Source organism: Pseudoxanthomonas sp. PXM03 (genome assembly GCF_014852005.1).
Lineage (GTDB): Bacteria > Pseudomonadota > Gammaproteobacteria > Xanthomonadales > Xanthomonadaceae > Pseudoxanthomonas_A.
Window position 1 is genome coordinate 1,128,873 of sequence record NZ_JACVAU010000002.1, and the last position, 15,595, is coordinate 1,144,467.

The following is a 15,595-nucleotide window of genomic DNA, read 5'->3' on the forward strand; positions in this document are numbered from 1 at the left end:
GCCGCCAGCGCGTGGCATCGCGCAGCAGCGGCTGCGACACTGTGCGCCCCACGATCGCGGAACCCCTGCCATGCGATGCCTGAGCAACCTCCTGCTCAACACCGACAGCTACAAGGCCAGCCACTGGCTGCAGTACCCGCCAGGCACCGACGCCACGTTCTTCTACGTGGAATCGCGCGGCGGCATCCATGACCGCACGGTGTTCTTCGGCCTGCAGGCAATCCTGAAGGAGTACCTGGCGCACCCCGTGACCCACGCCGACGTGGACCAGGCGCACGATGTCTTCGCCGCGCACGGCGAGCCGTTCAACGAGGCCGGCTGGCGCGACATCGTGGACCGCCATGGCGGCCACCTGCCCCTCCGCATCCGCGCAGTGCCCGAAGGCACGGTAGTGCCCACGCACCAGGCGCTGATGACGATCGAATCCACGGATCCGCAGGCATTCTGGGTTCCGTCGTACGTCGAGACGATGCTGCTGCGGATCTGGTACCCGATCACCGTGGCCACCATCAGCTGGCACGCCAAGCAGACGATCCGGCAGTTCCTCGAACGCACCAGCGACGATCCGGCCGGCCAGCTGCCTTTCAAGCTGCACGACTTCGGCAGCCGCGGCGTTTCGAGCGTCGAGTCCGCCGCCCTCGGCGGCGCCGCGCACCTGGTCAACTTCCTCGGTACCGACACCGTGTCGGGCCTGCTGCTGGCGAACGCGCATTACCACGAGCCGATGGCCGGCTTTTCGATCCCGGCGGCCGAACACAGCACGATCACCAGCTGGGGCCGCGAACACGAGGTGGATGCCTACCGCAACATGCTGCGGCAGTTCGCGAAGCCCGGCGCGATCGTGGCGGTGGTGTCGGACAGCTACGACATCTTCCATGCCATCAGGGAACACTGGGGTACCACGTTGCGGCAGGAGGTGATCGCATCGGGCGCGACGGTGGTGATCCGTCCCGACTCCGGCGACCCGGTCGCGGTGGTGCACCAGTGCCTGGAACTGCTGGACGACGCCTTCGGCCACACGGTCAATGGCAAGGGCTACCGGGTGCTCAACCATGTGCGCGTGATCCAGGGCGACGGCATCAACCCCACCAGCCTGCGCGCGATCCTGGAACGCATCACCAGTGCCGGCTACGCCACCGACAACCTGGCCTTCGGCATGGGCGGCGCATTGCTGCAGCGTCTCGACCGCGACACGCAGAAGTTCGCGCTGAAGTGCTCCGCCGCGCGCGTCGACGGCGCATGGATCGACGTCTACAAGGATCCCGTCACCGACAAGGGCAAGCAGAGCAAGCGCGGCCGGATGACGCTGCTGCAGCACCGCGAGTACGGCGGCTTCCGTACCGTGCCCGTGCCACCGGCCGCCGCATCGCTCGACGACGTGGAAAAACCCGCCGGCTACGAGGACGCCATGGTCACCGTGTGGGAAGACGGCCGCCTGCTGCGCGACTGCACCTTCGCCGAGATCCGCGCCCGCGCCGAAGCCGCGCGGCTGTAGGCCCTGGCCCCGTCCCGGTCATCGGAAGGCGATACTCAGGACATCGGATGTTGCAGCGCAACCCAGTCTTCCGGCGTATTGCAGTTGCGCAGCACCTGCTTCCATGGCGATGACGGCAGATGGACGGTGTGCAATCGCTGCTGCAGCGCGCGCAGTGAGCGCGCACGTCCCGTGAGGCCGCCGATCTCCTCCAGCGTGGCGCGCACGCCGGCATCCAGGCGCAATGCCATCGGCAGGGCATGCGCTTCCACGCAGGCGCAGTCGGCGTCCGTTCGCATCAGCGCCTGCAGCAATCCAGACGACAGCAGCGGCATGTCCACCGGCACCACGATCCAGGCGCCATCCCGCAGGCGGGGAGCGAGTTGTGCCAGTGCGCCCATCGGACCGGTATCGGGCTGCGTGTCCGGCACACTGTCGAAGCCGGGACGATCGCCGCTGACGATGACCTCGCACGCGCCCGCCGCCTGCAGCAATGCATGCATGTGCGTGAGCAACGTGCCGTCGCCCCATGGCAGCAGTGCCTTGTCCGTGCCCATCCGCGACGATCGCCCACCTGCAAGCAGGACGGCACGCCAGGTGGGCAACGGCCGCTTCATGCCGGGGTCCACGGCGGGGGCCGCAGATGGCTGTAGCCATGTACTTGCACGCGCGTGCCTGCTTCGACGTGCTCCGCTTCGGCGGGCAGGGTGATCCATGCGGACGATTGCGAGAAAGGCAGCAGGCGGAACGAGGCCTGCTCCGCGCCGACATGCACGCGCATGCACCCTTCCTCATCGCAGCGCAGCGTGGCATGGAAAGCGGCATGCAGCCCGGCACGCTTGCTGCATGCGGTGGCAAGCGGCAACCGGCATTCCTGTTCCACGGACATGCCCAGCCATGCGCGCAGCAGCGGTTCGATCAGGAAGCGGAAGCCCACCGCCGTCGACAGCGGATTGCCCGGCAGACCGACGAACAAGGGGCCCTCGCGCAACCGCGCACAGAACACGGGCTTGCCGGGGCGCAACGCCACGCCGTGGAAACGCCGCTCCGCGCCGCTTGCGTCCAGTGCGGACGGAATGAAGTCGTAATGGCCCTTGGACACCGCGCCGGTGCTCAGCACCAGGTCGACACCGTCCGCGAGCGCCGTATCGAGCGCAGCCTGGAAATCCGCCACTTCATCGCCGACGCGCACGACGCGGACGGCTTCCGCGCCCGCAGTCGCCAGGGCGGCGGCGAGATACGGCGAGGTCGCGTCATGGATTCCACCCGGCGGCAACGGCTGGCCCTGCGCCACGAGTTCGCGGCCCGTCGCCAGCACTGCAACGCGCGGACGGCGCGCCACGTCGACCCGATCGATACCGAGCCCGGCGAGCAGCAACATCTGCGCGTCGCCAACGAACGTGCCCTGCTTCAGCACCACGCATCCCGCCGGCACGTCTTCGCCCCGGCGCCGGATGTTCGCGCCCGGCTCGGCCTGCGCCAGCAGACGGATGCGCGGTGCCCCTGCGTCCCGCACGGCGAGTGCCTCGATGCGCTCCACCGGCACCACGATGTCCGCGCGCGCAGGAAGCGGCGCCCCGGTCATGATCTCCCATGCGGATGCCGCATCGTCCCGCGGCATGTCGCCCGCGCCGATGCGTGCCGCGATCTCCCACTCGCTCCCGGCCGCCTGTGGCTGTCCGCCCGCTGCAAGCGCGACGCCGTCCATCGCCGCATTGTCGAACGGCGGCAACGCGATGGCGCTTACCACGTCACGGCCCAGCACGCGACCTGTCGCTGCGGCGAGCGCGACCTGCTGTACGGCGAGCAGGCGCGCGCCCTCCAGCACCCGCGCCAACGCCTCCTGGTATCCGATCACTGCGCCTCCCTGTGCCCAAGGCCTGACGGCCGGCTCCAGCCTAGTGCCGCGCTGGAGTATTGCCAACCTGAGCGCACGAGCCCGTGCCCTCACGACCCTGAAGCCTGCGACGGAAAGCCGCGGCCGATTGACCCATATCAAGGACAGCCCCGAGGCGCTTGCCTAGGCTGCACCCATGGCCAGCCTGTCCTCCCTGTTCGATCCCGAGCTGCTGCGGCGTTACGACACGCCGGGGCCGCGCTACACCTCGTATCCCACCGCGCCGCAGTTCTCGCCGGGCTTCCAGGAAGCCGACCTGCGCGAGATGGCGGCGATCACCAACGGCGATCCGATCCCGCGTCCGCTGTCGCTTTACCTGCACATCCCGTTCTGCACCAGTCCGTGCTTCTACTGCGGCTGCAACCGCATCATCACCCGCGATACCGCGCGCGGCGCCGCCTACCTCACCCGGCTGTACCGCGAAGTGGCGATGACGTCGGCGCTGTTCGACCGCGACCGCGATGTGGAGCAGGTGCACTTCGGCGGCGGCACCCCCAACTTCCTGTCGCCCGCGCAGATCGCGGAAGTGATGGACGTGCTGCGCCGGCAGTTCTCGTTCGCGCCCGCCTCAAGGCTGGACTGTTCGATCGAACTCGATCCGCGCTTCATCACGCCGGACGAGGTGGGCGAACTCGCCGCCGCAGGCTTCAACCGCGCGAGCCTGGGCGTGCAGGATTTCGATCCGGACGTGCAGCGCGCCGTCAACCGCATCCAGAGCGTCGAGCAGACACTGGCGATCATCGAGGCCTGCCGCACGCATGGCCTGCAGTCCGTCAACGTGGACCTGATCTACGGCCTGCCGAAGCAGAGCCTGGAGGGCTTCTCGCGCACGCTCGACATCACCCTCGAGGCACGCCCCGATCGCCTGGCGATCTACAGCTACGCGCACCTGCCGTCGATGTTCCGCCCGCAGCAGCGCATCAACGCCGACGACCTGCCTTCGCCCGAGGTGAAGCTGGGCCTGCTGCAATGCGCGATCGACAAGCTGGGTGAAGCCGGCTACGTCTACATCGGCATGGATCACTTCGCCCTGCCCGGCGACAGTCTGGCACTGGCGCAGCAACGCGCCGACCTGCACCGCAACTTCATGGGCTACACCACCCACGCCGAAAGCGACCTGCTGGGGCTTGGCGTCAGCGCGATCAGCCACATCGGCCCGAGCTTCAGCCAGAACCCGCGCGACCTGGGCAGTTGGGAGCAGGCCATCGACCAGGGCCATCTGCCGGTGTGGCGCGGTATGCGGCTGGAAGAAGACGACGTGATCCGCGCGGACGTGATCCAGCGGCTGATGTGCGACGGCGCACTGGACTACCGCGACCTCGGCCGGCGCCACGTGATCGACTTCACGGCCTATTTCGCCGACGCCCTGGCGCACCTGCGCCCGCTCGAAGACGACGGCCTGGTGGAGCTGGCGCCCGACGGATTGCGCGCGACCTCGCACGGGCGCTTGCTGTTGCGTATCATCGCGATGTGCTTCGACCGCTACCTGCCCACCGCCGCAGCCTCGACGCCTCGCTTCTCGCGCACGGTGTGACCTCGACGGGAGTATCCGCATGACCTCGCCGCTGGTCTTCCCGCGCACCGACGCGAGCGTGGTTGCCGACGATGGCGATGCCCTGCACTTCTGCTCCACGTGTGCGTTCTCGCAGGCCTGCCTGTCCGAGGGCATGGACAAACGCGCACTCATGGACCTGCACGTGCTGGTCGAACACGTCGGCCCGCTGCGCGCGGGCGAGCACGTGTTCCGCGAAGGCGATCCGTTCGGCGCCATCGCCGCAGTGCGCGCGGGCACGGTGAAGACCTACCAGATCGACCGCAACGGGCACGAACAGGTGCTCGGCTTCCACCTGCCCGGCGAAGTGATCGGCCTCAACGCCATCCACGGCGACCGCTACCCGTGCAACGCCATCGCGCTGGACACGGTGATGCTGTGCCGGTTCTCGTTCCCCAAGATCGCGCTGCTGGCTACGCGCCTGCCCAACCTGCAGCAGCACCTGTTCAGACTGATGAGCCATGACATCGGCGTGGCCTCGCTGTTCGCGCGCGACAACACGGCCGACGAACGCATGGCCGCGTTCCTGATCGGCCTGTCGCGCCGGCTGGCCGCACGCGGCTTCTCGCCACGCCGCTTCCAGCTGACGATGGCGCGCACCGACATCGCCAACTACCTGCGCCAGGCCCCGGAAACCGTCAGCCGCGTGCTGCGCCGTTTCGAGAAGGACGGCCTGCTGCACATCAAGCAGCGCGACGTCGAGATCCTCGACCTCCCCCGCCTGGAAGCCCTCGCGCTGGCCGTGCTGCGGGATTGATCGCGGCACCTCCTGTAGGAGCGACGTAAGTCGCGACCGCACGGCCCGGCTACCGCTCCGCGTTGCGAAGGCCGGAAAGTCTCCGGTCGCGACTTACGTCGCTCCTACAGAGAAAACACGGCGTCCGATTCGTTGACCGCTTGACCCCTTCGAGGGAAGCGATCCCTTGTAGGAGCGATGTGAGTCGCGACCGCACGGCCCAACTGCCGATCCGCGCTACGAAGGCCGGAAAGTCTCCGGTCGCGACTTACGTCGCTCCTACAGAAAGCGCGGCGTCCGATTCGCTGACCACTTGACCTGCGTCATGGAGCCCCCGGGCTGGCCCGCCGATGATGCGGCCGTTCCTTCAGGAGAGCCGCATCATGAATTCGACACGCAAGTTGTGGGTGGGGTTGGCGGCCCTGCTCATTGCGTCGTTCGCCGTCCTGCTCTGGGTCGGCAGCGAAGTGCATCGCCAGGCGCCACCGTTGCCCGAGCGGGTCGTGGCGGAGGACGGCCGGGTGATCTTCACCCGCAAGGACATCGAGACGGGCCGCCAGGTGTGGCAGTCGATCGGTGGTCAGCAACTCGGTTCCATCTGGGGCCACGGCGGTTACGTGGCGCCTGACTGGGGCGCGGACTGGTTGCACCGCGAGGCCGAGGCCATCCTGGATGGATGGGCGAAGCGCGACACCGGCGCGGACAGCTACAAGCAGCTGGATGCCGCCACGCAGGCGGCGTATGCCGCGCGCGTGCAGGCGCTGATGCGGCCGAACACCCATGACGCCGCAACGGGCACGATCACGCTGTCGAACGATCGCGCCGACGCCATCGCCACGGTCGGCCTGCACTACCAGAGCCTGTTCTCCGCCGATCCGGCCACCGGCGACCTGCGCGAGGCCTATGCCATGCGCAACGACACCGTGCCCGATGCCGAACACCGTCGCCAGCTGACCGCGTTCTACTGGTGGGCCGCCTGGTCGTCGGTGACCGAGCGTCCCGGCGAGAAGATCAGCTACACGGCGAACTGGCCGGCGGATGCGCTGGTCGGCAACACGCCGCCGCCGAGCGCCTTCATGTGGACGGTCTTCAGCGTGCTGTTCCTGATCGCCGGCATCGGCCTGCTGGGCTGGCACTACGCGGTCAACCACGGCGACGAGATGGCCCCGGTGCTGCCGAAGAGCGATCCGCTCGCGAAGATCAAGGTCACGCCTTCGATGCGCGCGACCGCGAAGTACTTCTGGGTAGTCATCGCCCTGTTCGTGGTGCAGATCCTGCTGGGCGCGATCACCGCGCATTACCAGGTGGAAGGCCAGGAGGCCTACGGCTTCGCGCTGGCCGACGTCCTGCCGTACTCGCTAACGCGCACCTGGCATACGCAACTCGCGGTGCTGTGGATCGCCACCGCATGGCTGGGCATGGGCCTGTACATCGGCCCGGCGATCTCCGGGCATGAACCGAAGTTCCAGCGCCTGGGCGTCAACTTCCTGTGGGCGTGCCTGTTGATCATCGTGGTCGGCGCCTTCACCGGCCAGTGGTTCGCGGTGATGCAGAAGCTCGGGCTGGAGCACAACTTCTGGTTCGGCCACCAGGGCTGGGAATACGTCGACCTGGGTCGCTTCTGGCAGTGGTTCCTCTTCATCGGCCTGACCCTGTGGTTGGTGCTGGTGGGCCGCGCGCTGTGGCCGGCCATCCGCAACGGAGGCGAGTCGCGCAGCATCGTCAGCCTGCTGTTCCTGTCCACGGTGGCGATCGGCCTGTTCTACGCGGCCGGCCTGATGTGGGGCGAGCACACGCACCTGTCGATGGTCGAGTACTGGCGTTGGTGGGTGGTGCACCTGTGGGTGGAAGGCTTCTTCGAGGTGTTCGCGGTGGCGGTGATCGCCTTCCTGTTCACCCGCCTGGGCCTGCTGCAGACGAAGACCGCCACGGTGGCGGTGCTGTTCGCCACCATCGTGTTCATGGCCGGTGGCGTGCTGGGCACGCTGCACCACCTGTACTTCACCGGCACGCCGACGGCAGTGATTGCGCTGGGCGCGAGCTTCTCCGCGCTGGAAGTGGTGCCGCTGGCCTACGTGGGCTTCGAGGCGTACCACAGCTGGAAGATGGGCAGGGCGACGCCATGGATGCAGCGTTACCGCTGGCCGATCCAGTTCTTCATCGCGGTATCGTTCTGGAACCTGGTAGGTGCGGGCCTGTTCGGCTTCCTGATCAATCCGCCGTTGCCGCTCTACTACATGCAAGGCCTGAACCTGACGCCCAACCATGGCCACACGGCATTGTTCGGCGTGTACGGCATGCTCGGCATCGGCCTGATGCTGTTCTGCCTGCGTGGTCTGAAGCCGGACGTGGTGTGGAACGAGAAGCTGCTGAAGACCGCGTTCTGGTCGCTCAACATCGGCCTGGCCGGCATGTCGCTGCTGACCCTGCTGCCGCTGGGCATCCTGCAGCTCAACGCGGCACTGGAGCATGGTTACTGGTTCGCGCGTTCGGCGGAGTTCATGCAGCAGCCGATCGTGGACATGCTGGTGTGGATGCGCGTGCCGGCCGACACACTCTTCAGCGTGGGCGCGCTGGCGCTGGTGTGGTTCGTGGCCAGCCTGTGGCTGGCTCCGCGCCGCGAACCCCTGCCCGCCGCGCAACCGAACGAAGCCTGACCCTGGACCCGGCCTCTCCGGGTGGAGAGGCCGGGTCACCTGCTGCAGGTTGCAGCCCGAGAGCCGTGCACGCGGCTCTCTTTTGTTCGTGCATCCACCGGGCCCGCCCGGCGACGAGGCTCGGAGCCTTGCAGACGGGGCTCGGAATGTCATGCGCAAGGCACTGCCATGCCATCGATGGGTGTCGAAGCCCGATCTTTCTCACATTGAGCCCGGCAGATCGCATTCCGAAAGCCATCGATGGGGTTCGGAAAGCCAGCACCTCACCTTCCGAGCCCGATACGCGACGCGCCGCGCCTTGCACATCGCGCTCGGAAAGCGATCGATGGCATTCGGAAAGCCATCGACCGCCCTCGGGAGCCCGGCACCTCACGCGCTGAGTCCCATCGTTGGGACTCAGCGCCTTGCCCATAGGGCTCGGAGGGCGATCGATGGGGCTTGGCACCCCATGTCCTCACATTTACCCGGGCCGGTGGGGTGTTTCACCTTTACCATCGGGTGGGACGGCAGGGGTGCCGGAGACAGGATGGGGGCTGGGATGCAACAGTGGCAGCGGAGACTCTTGGGGATCCTCGCGCTCGGCGGAGGCTTCACGGGTTTGGCGGTGGGGCTCAGCCTGCTCCTTGCGCCGGGAAGCTTCCTCGGAAAACTGCTATCCGTTCCCTTCCTGGGGCTTTTCACCTGGGGGATGGTCTGCGGTTTGCGGCTGCTTGAAGGCCGTGATGACGCACTCCGGCAGAACTTCTACTTCTGGCTGGCTCAGGTGCCCTTCCTGATGTCGCCCGTCTTGGGCTACTCGTTCTCAAGTGGCGCATCTCTGCACTTCAAGTACCAGCCAAGCCTCTACAAGTGGGATTTCTTTGCCCGGTTCGGCAGCCAGTTCGAGTACTCGCTGTTGCAGGGAAAACCCTTCATCGTGGGTATCAACGTAGTGGCGGCAGGCGTGTGCTGCTTTCTCGTCTACCTGATGCGCACGTCGCAGACCCATACCGGATCGGAGCAAGAAGCCCCATGACATACGAAGATCGCGCTGTTGGGGTTCGCAAGCTCATCCCAACCTATGAATTGCGACCGTCGCTTTAGCTCCTGTCGAGCCCTTGCCGAGCCATGCCGATATCAAGATTGCTGTTCGGGGACTTCCAAGTCGCCTATTCGACGGACCTCCCGCTGCACGAGGCCGTGGGCCGACTCGCCGCTACGACCGACCAGGTCGGCCCCGCGGTGCGGAGGGGCACCCGTACGCTGCATGGGCATGCCACGGTGCATGACGTCGCCCTGTGGCGGGACGCGCCTTACTTTCTCTCCATGTTCAGTCCTGCCTTCGTCGGTCGTTTCGTGCAGGAAGAGGGTCAAACCCGATTGTGCGGCTGGTTCAAGGCGGACTTTGTCCTGAAACTATGGCTGACCTTGCCGGTTGCCGCCTCGCTGTTCCTGGCAACGCTCTCGTTCTCCGGCGTGAATGTCCATTGGAAGGGAACGCTTTCGGGCGCAGTGTTTGCCGGTTTGACCCTGGCGACGGTCTTTTTCATCCTGCGCTTGATGAACCGTCCCGGATCAAGACTGGTGGAACCTCTCGAGCAGGCCATTCTGCTGGCCATCTCAGGTCGACGGATCGAGCCCTTACCCTCTCGACGTCCCTAGCAGACCAGCCGGAACCCCAGCATGCGAAACTTCGGCCTGTACGGCTTCATCACGATGGTCATCGTCGCCGCGGCTTGCGTGATGTTGGCCGCAGCGTCGCACCCCGCCATGATCGTCCTGCTGCTGGGCGGCTTTGGGCTGCTGGCGTTTCGCTTCAACGCGATCATCGACCGCGGCCGCACGCGTCGCGGCAAGGCACCGGATTTCACCATGCAGTTCGCGAACCTGGCTGCGCTCACGGCCCGAGATTGGACCGAGCTGGTCGTCACCGTCCTCGTCTCCGTGGCCATGTACGCCATCGGGATCGTGGTCTTTGGGGGCCAGGCACGATGAATCGCCGGGAAGGGCGGACCCCGCATTGGGATATCTACAATGACGATGTTTGATCTGTTGCTGGCGGCCGGCGGCGTGACCGGCACGTGGGCGGTGCTGGACTTCCTGCGTACGCGAGCGGCGAGGACGTGGCCCTCGGTGTCCGCACGGGTCGTGGAAGTACCGCCCCAGTCATCGTTCGAAGAATTCAGCCGGGGGCAATCGGTTCTTAACACCGACACGGATCATGTCCTGGTCTGGACCGTAGAGGGAACGGAGTACCGCAAGCGCATCGAGGATCGGGCGGCGATCCAGTTCGCCGGCTTCAAGCTGTGGCGAGCGCCACCGACGCTGGAGGAGGTGGCCATCCGTTACGACCCCACCGAGCCGGGCAAAGGCCTCACACCGGAAGAACTGGGCGCGTGGCGATGGATGCTGGCTGCATCCGTCCTCTTCCTGGTGGCCGCCGCATGCGTCCATGTGTGGTGAGGTACTGACGGAGGCTGCAGGCGGCTATTGGCCGCGGCCGGAGACTTGCCTCATCATTCCCCCATCTTCAGGGGCCGGGGAGTCACCATGTCAGCAGTGAAGCAACGCTCGACCTTCGTTACCGTGGTGGCATGGATCTTCATCGCGCTGTCGGGGTTCGGCACGCTGATCGGCATCCTGCAGAACATCATGGTGCAGACCATCTTCCGCAGCGAGGAATTCGGCCAGGCCATGCAGGCCGCGCCGGCGCAGCCCGGCCTGCCGCCAATGGCGACGTTCATGGTCAACCACTTCCATTGGTTTTTCCTGGCCGTGCTGCTGGTCAATCTGTTCATGCTGGCCAGTTCGATCGGATTGCTGAAACGCTGGAACTGGGCACGGCTCTGCTTCATCGCGATCATGATCCTGGGCGTGGTTTGGCAGGTGGTGGGCCTGATCATGCAAGCGACGATGTTCTCCTTCATGCGGGACCAGTTTTCCGCGGCCCAGATGCAGGGCGCGCCTGACATGGGGCCCTTCTTCATCGCCATGGGCGTGGTCAGCGTCATCTTCGCGCTCGCCTTCGGCGGGCTGTTCGGATGGATCGCCTGGAAACTGATGTCGAAGCCGATTGCGGCGGAGTTCGGGCGCTAGCGCGCATGGCCTCAGTGAACGCATCGGGCTCAAGCAGACAAGCCGACCTAGCCCGTAGCCTGGCGTTTCGCCACCCTGCGGGCCACGCATCGCCATGACGACGAATGCATTGAAGGAAGAAGAACTTGATCGTCTGGCCTGGCGCTGCGTCCGTTCGTCGATGATGGGAGCGACGGCGTTGCTCGTGTACTTCAACTCGAAGTACGGCTGGATCACCGCGCCGGAGTACCACCGTGTCAAGGGCGCGTGGCTTGAACCGATCATGCCTGCACTGAAGCCTTATCTTCCCCAGCTGGTCATGGCACTGGGTGTCGGCTCTCTGGTCATGGCTGCGTACTGCGGCCTTCGATACCTATGGATCAGCAGGAAGGGCTGAGAGCTCGCGAGGCGATGTGCGTAACGCCTCGCCTCTTAACCCCGATCATCTACTGATCAGTGCGAACACCCGCCACAGCACTGCCCCGCCTTGTGGCCGCGCGGTTCGCTTTCGCTGGCCTCGGCGTGCTCGCCGACGTCCTTGAGGATGGCGATCACGCGCTCGGTGGGCAGCGTGGTCATCACGACCAGGCGGCCGGTGCCGGATTCCATCGTCACTTCGGCTTCCGGGTCCCAGGCACGAAGCGCCTCGGTCATGGCCTGCTGGCGTTGCTCGGAGGATGCGTGGGCGTGGTCGGACATCGGGCTTCCTGTCGTCGTGGGTGCGCGCTTGCGCGGGTGACGGGACTGTAGGCGCTTGCCGTTCACCGGGCCTTGACCCGAATCAAGACAGCGGCAGCCACTGAATCGCGGCCCGCCTGACCCACGTCAAGGCGAGCGCATGCGGGCGCGGGCAAGCTGCCTGCATGAAGATCGACATCATGCCTCCACCCCGCCCGCGTGCCACGCCACCGATGCCCGGCCTGTCGCCCGCGTGGCTCGCGCACGCGCCGCACCGGCTGATGTTCTTCGTCGGCGCCGGCAACGTGCTGCTGGCGATGCTCTGGTGGACGCTGTGGTTGGTGGCCACACGCTGGGGCCTGTGGACGATGCCCGCGACCGCGATCTACGCCGGCTGGCTGCACGCGTTCCTGATGCAGTACCTGGTGCTGCCCAGTTTCATCTTCGGTTTCCTGCTGACCGTGTTCCCGCGCTGGATGGGCATGGCCGACCTGAAGCGCTGGCACTACGTGCCGGTGGGCCTGGGCCTGATGGGCGGACAGTTGGCGATCCTGCTGGGCGTTGCAGGCTGGCAGGCGGGGCTGACCGTGGGCCTGTGGATGGCGCTGGCCGGCTGGGCCGCCGCGCTGCTGACGCTGGGCCGCCTGCTCGCCGACGACACCGCGAAGACCTGGCATGCACGCTCGTGCTTCGCCGGGCTGCTGCTGGGCTGGCTGGGACTGGTGATGTTCATCGCCTTCGCCTTGGGTGCATCGCCGACGTGGGCCTTCGCCAGCATCAAGCTCGGCGGCTTCGGCCTGCTGCTGCCGGTGTACGTGACGGTGGCGCACCGCATGTTCCCGTTCTTCGCCGGCAACGTGGTGCCGGGCTACGTGCCGTGGCGCTCGCTGCCGTGGCTGGGCGTGGTGTGGGCGTTGCTGATGCTGCATCTCGCTCTGGAGCTGATGCATGCCTATGCGTGGCTGTGGCTGGCCGACGTGCCACTGCTCGTGCTCACCGCATGGGCGGTGCATCGGTGGTGGCCGCGCGGCAGGATGCCGGGCCTGTTGGCCGTGCTGTTCATCGGCACCGCGTGGTTGCCGGTGACGTTCCTGCTGTACGTGGTGCAGAGCGTGACCTTCCTCGCCACCGATGAGTTCGTGCTCGGGCGCGCACCGATGCATGCGATGTTCATCGGGTTCTTCGGCAGCCTGCTGGTGGCGATGGTGACGCGGGTGACGCAAGGCCACTCGGGGCGGCCGCTGGTGATGCCGAACGTGGCGTGGTTCGCCTTCGTCGCGATCCAGGCGGTCGCGGTGATGCGCGTCATCGCCGACCTCGCGCCGGACGCGATGGCGTGGCAGGCCGCCGCCGCAGTGGGCTGGCTGCTGGCGCTGGCGCCGTGGGTGGGGCGGATCGGCGGCATCTACCTGCGTCCGCGCGCGGACGGGCGGCCGGGATGAGCGCCATGATGACGTTCTATCCCGACATCAAGCTGGTCCACATGGGCGCCGCAATGACCAGCGGCACGCTGTTCGCGCTGCGTGCGCTCGCCCTGCTGGCCGGCATGCACTGGCCACGCGCGGCGGCGGTGCGCTACCTGAGCTACAGCATCGACACGGTGCTGCTGACCGGCGCGATGATGCTGCTGACGATCCTCCCGGCCGGCCTGTTCGCCAATGGCTGGCTGGTGGCGAAGATCGCCTTTCTTGTCGCGTATGTCGGGCTGGGCATCGCGGCCTTCCGTCCCACCCGCGCAGCTGGTGCGCGTGCGCTGCTGGTGGGCGCGGCCGTGCTGTGCTTCCTGCAGGTCTACGGCATTGCGCGCGCGCATGACCCGTTGGGCTGGCTGCTCTGGCTGGGGAATTGAACGTCATGGACACTTCACTGGACACCTCGTTGCTGCCGGACGCCTTCGGCACCTGTGCGTGCTGCGTGCGCGAATCGCTGGATGCGGCGGGGGTCCTGCTCGATTGCGCATCCACCCCGGGAGAAACGGAGGACGACGCATGGCACATGCCGTGACCCTGCTGCGACTGGATCTGCGCGACCTGGCGGCGCCCGAACCGATGGAGCGCATCCTCGACTGCCTGCGCACACTGCGGCGCGGCGAACGGTTGGTCGCGCTGACACCGCACCCGCCCGTACCGTTGCTGCCGATCCTCGATGACCAAGGCTTCGCGTACCACGTTTACGCGGGTACCACGGGCAGCGCCTGCATTGCGATCTGCCACGCAGAGGACAGGCACGCACTGGAACCGCCGCGCGCGGCATGAGCGGGCTGGCATTCGCGCAGGCGCCGCCGCCTCCGGTGCCGATGCGCTTCCTCCAGGTCGCGCTCGCCTGGGGCGTCGCCGCCGGCCTGTGGCTGGCGTGGCAGGGCGAAGTGGCGTTGCTCTCGCGCTGGACGCCGGCCACGCTCGTGCTGGTGCACATGCTCGCGCTGGGCCTGCTCGGCAACGCGATGCTGGGCAGCCTGGTGCAGTTCCTGCCGGTGGCGGCGGGCAGTCCGCTTCCCTGCCCTCGCCTGGTGCCGTGGCTGCACGCGATGTTCAACCTCGGCGTCGTCCTGCTGCTGGTCACCCTGGCATCGCAGGCGCGTGCGTGCGCCGTGCCTGCCGGCGTGCTGCTATGCGGATCGCTTGCGGTGTTCACGGTGCTGGCGCTGGTTGCCGTCCTGCGTGGCAACGGGCAGCGCGTCGTCCGCGATGGCATCGGGCTGGGGCTGGTCGCGCTGGCGATGACGACGGCGCTGGGATTGCTGCTGCTCGCTGCACGCACCGGCTGGCGCGTGCCCGCGCCACCTGGTCTGGTGGATCTGCACGCGATGTTCGGCTCGCTGGGCTGGGTCTTGGGCCTGCTCGCCGCTGTGGGCAGCATCACGCTGCCGATGCTGCAGGGCACGCATGCGGTGCCGTCCGCAGCGTCACGCACATGGCAGGTCAGCCTGCTGGCAACGCTCGGCGTCGTGGCCGCCGCACAGATGAAGCTGCTGCCCGACGCTGCGTGGCGCGTGGCGGCATGGCCCTTTGCCGTCTTCGGCATCGCCGTGTTCGTATTGCAGGCACGCGCACCGCATCGCCGCAATCCCACGTTGCGCCGCTTCTGGCAAGCGGGCTGCACAGCCCTGCTTGCCGCGAGCGTCACCGCCTTGTGGTCCGGCACGCCGTTGTTGCTGGTCGGCATGCTGGTCGTCGGCGTCGGCCTGCCACTGCTGGTCGTGGGCATGGCACTGGAGATCACCGGCTTCCTGACCTGGATCGCACTGCGCCAGCGTGTCCCGCGGGGCATCCGCGTACCGGGCGTGGGCAGCCTGTTCGCGGAAGCGGACAAGCGGCGCGCGTTCGCCGTGCATGTCATCGCGGACTTGCTGCTGGTGATGGCCGCGCTCGCACCGGCCGTGGCCCGCACCTCCGGCTTCGTGATCGCGCTCGCCTATGCAGTGACCCTGCACGGGCAATGGCGCTGCTGGCGGCAGGCGGCGACGTGGCGGCACGGAGAAGGCTGATTCTCCGGCACCGCCCACGCGCGGTAAGTTCTGAACAACGGACCCCGTTCGTGGTGAACC

General features: G+C 67.1%; 18 protein-coding genes. 15 read left to right on the forward strand and 3 right to left on the reverse strand.

What is annotated here, in order from left to right:
• The first annotated feature begins 70 nt into the window (after window positions 1–70).
• Window positions 71–1,495: a nicotinate phosphoribosyltransferase gene (locus IB223_RS14120; protein ID WP_192202325.1), complete on the forward strand. Its 1,425-nt coding sequence runs from the start codon at window positions 71–73 to the stop codon at window positions 1,493–1,495.
• Between the two features lie 35 nt (window positions 1,496–1,530).
• Here the strand turns inward: IB223_RS14120 and IB223_RS14125 are convergent, their stop codons facing one another.
• Together IB223_RS14125 and glp are read right to left on the reverse strand one after the other, a co-directional pair.
• Window positions 1,531–2,091, reverse strand: a complete 561-nt coding sequence (locus IB223_RS14125; RefSeq protein WP_192202326.1) for a molybdenum cofactor guanylyltransferase — start codon at window positions 2,089–2,091, stop codon at window positions 1,531–1,533.
• Window positions 2,088–3,332 (reverse strand): gephyrin-like molybdotransferase Glp, encoded by a 1,245-nt coding sequence (gene glp / locus IB223_RS14130; RefSeq protein ID WP_192202327.1) that lies wholly within the window; start codon window positions 3,330–3,332, stop codon window positions 2,088–2,090. Before glp ends, IB223_RS14125 begins: the two co-directional genes overlap by 4 nt.
• A 175-nt stretch (window positions 3,333–3,507) precedes the next feature.
• Between glp and hemN the strand changes: the two genes are divergently transcribed.
• The 9 genes from hemN (at window position 3,508) to IB223_RS14175 (ending at window position 11,767) form a co-directional block, all read left to right on the forward strand.
• Window positions 3,508–4,905, forward strand: a complete 1,398-nt coding sequence (gene hemN / locus IB223_RS14135) for an oxygen-independent coproporphyrinogen III oxidase (RefSeq protein ID WP_192202328.1) — start codon at window positions 3,508–3,510, stop codon at window positions 4,903–4,905.
• Window positions 4,906–4,924: 19 nt separating this feature from the next.
• Entirely contained in the window at window positions 4,925–5,680 is a 756-nt protein-coding gene (locus tag IB223_RS14140; RefSeq protein ID WP_192202329.1) for a helix-turn-helix domain-containing protein, read from the forward strand.
• A 362-nt stretch (window positions 5,681–6,042) separates the two neighbouring features.
• Window positions 6,043–8,316, forward strand: coding sequence for a nitric-oxide reductase large subunit (locus tag IB223_RS14145; RefSeq protein WP_192202330.1), 2,274 nt, complete (start codon window positions 6,043–6,045; stop codon window positions 8,314–8,316).
• 538 nt (window positions 8,317–8,854) lie between these two features.
• Window positions 8,855–9,331 carry a hypothetical protein gene (locus IB223_RS14150; protein WP_192202331.1) on the forward strand — a complete coding sequence of 159 codons (477 nt, stop codon included), beginning with the start codon at window positions 8,855–8,857 and terminating at the stop codon, window positions 9,329–9,331.
• 107 nt (window positions 9,332–9,438) lie between these two features.
• Window positions 9,439–9,957: a hypothetical protein gene (locus tag IB223_RS14155; RefSeq protein WP_192202332.1), complete on the forward strand. Its 519-nt coding sequence runs from the start codon at window positions 9,439–9,441 to the stop codon at window positions 9,955–9,957.
• A gap of 21 nt (window positions 9,958–9,978) precedes the next feature.
• The gene (locus IB223_RS14160) at window positions 9,979–10,290 is read left to right on the forward strand and encodes a hypothetical protein (protein WP_192202333.1); all 312 of its coding nucleotides are present in this window, start codon (window positions 9,979–9,981) and stop codon (window positions 10,288–10,290) included.
• A 39-nt stretch (window positions 10,291–10,329) separates the two neighbouring features.
• Window positions 10,330–10,758, forward strand: coding sequence for a hypothetical protein (locus IB223_RS14165; protein ID WP_192202334.1), 429 nt, complete (start codon window positions 10,330–10,332; stop codon window positions 10,756–10,758).
• 87 nt (window positions 10,759–10,845) lie between these two features.
• Window positions 10,846–11,391, forward strand: coding sequence for a hypothetical protein (locus IB223_RS14170; protein ID WP_192202335.1), 546 nt, complete (start codon window positions 10,846–10,848; stop codon window positions 11,389–11,391).
• Window positions 11,392–11,485: 94 nt separating this feature from the next.
• Window positions 11,486–11,767, forward strand: a complete 282-nt coding sequence (locus tag IB223_RS14175) for a hypothetical protein (protein WP_192202336.1) — start codon at window positions 11,486–11,488, stop codon at window positions 11,765–11,767.
• A gap of 56 nt (window positions 11,768–11,823) precedes the next feature.
• Here IB223_RS14175 and IB223_RS14180 read toward each other — a convergent pair whose 3' ends face one another.
• Entirely contained in the window at window positions 11,824–12,069 is a 246-nt protein-coding gene (locus tag IB223_RS14180; protein WP_192202337.1) for a hypothetical protein, read from the reverse strand.
• Window positions 12,070–12,248: 179 nt separating this feature from the next.
• Here IB223_RS14180 and IB223_RS14185 point away from each other — a divergent pair, with 179 nt between their 5' ends.
• The 5 genes from IB223_RS14185 to IB223_RS14205 are packed head-to-tail and all read left to right on the forward strand — an operon-like array spanning window position 12,249 to window position 15,535.
• Window positions 12,249–13,490 carry an NnrS family protein gene (locus tag IB223_RS14185; protein WP_225591043.1) on the forward strand — a complete coding sequence of 414 codons (1,242 nt, stop codon included), beginning with the start codon at window positions 12,249–12,251 and terminating at the stop codon, window positions 13,488–13,490.
• A 5-nt stretch (window positions 13,491–13,495) separates the two neighbouring features.
• Entirely contained in the window at window positions 13,496–13,897 is a 402-nt protein-coding gene (locus IB223_RS14190) for a SirB2 family protein (protein ID WP_192202339.1), read from the forward strand.
• Window positions 13,898–13,902: 5 nt separating this feature from the next.
• A complete protein-coding gene (locus IB223_RS14195) occupies window positions 13,903–14,052 on the forward strand; it encodes a hypothetical protein (protein WP_192202340.1) in 150 nt (49 codons plus the stop codon).
• Complete coding sequence (locus IB223_RS14200) at window positions 14,037–14,303, forward strand: DUF2249 domain-containing protein (RefSeq protein WP_192202341.1); 267 nt, start codon at window positions 14,037–14,039, stop codon at window positions 14,301–14,303. The genes IB223_RS14195 and IB223_RS14200 overlap by 16 nt, the downstream gene beginning before the upstream one ends.
• Entirely contained in the window at window positions 14,300–15,535 is a 1,236-nt protein-coding gene (locus tag IB223_RS14205; RefSeq protein ID WP_192202342.1) for a hypothetical protein, read from the forward strand. Before IB223_RS14200 ends, IB223_RS14205 begins: the two co-directional genes overlap by 4 nt.
• Window positions 15,536–15,595 lie beyond the last annotated feature (60 nt).

Bases quoted from the DNA above. Each gene is read 5' to 3' on its own strand.
- IB223_RS14180 (WP_192202337.1), bottom strand. From the start codon at position 12,069: ATGTCCGACCACGCCCACGCATCCTCCGAGCAACGCCAGCAGGCCATG.
- IB223_RS14190 (WP_192202339.1), top strand. From the start codon at position 13,496: ATGATGACGTTCTATCCCGACATCAAGCTGGTCCACATGGGCGCCGCA.
- IB223_RS14145 (WP_192202330.1), top strand. From the start codon at position 6,043: ATGAATTCGACACGCAAGTTGTGGGTGGGGTTGGCGGCCCTGCTCATT.
- IB223_RS14205 (WP_192202342.1), top strand. From the start codon at position 14,300: ATGAGCGGGCTGGCATTCGCGCAGGCGCCGCCGCCTCCGGTGCCGATG.
- IB223_RS14160 (WP_192202333.1), top strand. From the start codon at position 9,979: ATGCGAAACTTCGGCCTGTACGGCTTCATCACGATGGTCATCGTCGCC.
- IB223_RS14125 (WP_192202326.1), bottom strand. From the start codon at position 2,091: ATGAAGCGGCCGTTGCCCACCTGGCGTGCCGTCCTGCTTGCAGGTGGG.
- IB223_RS14165 (WP_192202334.1), top strand. From the start codon at position 10,330: ATGACGATGTTTGATCTGTTGCTGGCGGCCGGCGGCGTGACCGGCACG.
- IB223_RS14195 (WP_192202340.1), top strand. From the start codon at position 13,903: ATGGACACTTCACTGGACACCTCGTTGCTGCCGGACGCCTTCGGCACC.
- hemN (WP_192202328.1), top strand. From the start codon at position 3,508: ATGGCCAGCCTGTCCTCCCTGTTCGATCCCGAGCTGCTGCGGCGTTAC.
- IB223_RS14140 (WP_192202329.1), top strand. From the start codon at position 4,925: ATGACCTCGCCGCTGGTCTTCCCGCGCACCGACGCGAGCGTGGTTGCC.
- IB223_RS14120 (WP_192202325.1), top strand. From the start codon at position 71: ATGCGATGCCTGAGCAACCTCCTGCTCAACACCGACAGCTACAAGGCC.
- IB223_RS14170 (WP_192202335.1), top strand. From the start codon at position 10,846: ATGTCAGCAGTGAAGCAACGCTCGACCTTCGTTACCGTGGTGGCATGG.
- IB223_RS14185 (WP_225591043.1), top strand. From the start codon at position 12,249: ATGCCTCCACCCCGCCCGCGTGCCACGCCACCGATGCCCGGCCTGTCG.
- IB223_RS14175 (WP_192202336.1), top strand. From the start codon at position 11,486: ATGACGACGAATGCATTGAAGGAAGAAGAACTTGATCGTCTGGCCTGG.
- IB223_RS14150 (WP_192202331.1), top strand. From the start codon at position 8,855: ATGCAACAGTGGCAGCGGAGACTCTTGGGGATCCTCGCGCTCGGCGGA.
- IB223_RS14200 (WP_192202341.1), top strand. From the start codon at position 14,037: ATGGCACATGCCGTGACCCTGCTGCGACTGGATCTGCGCGACCTGGCG.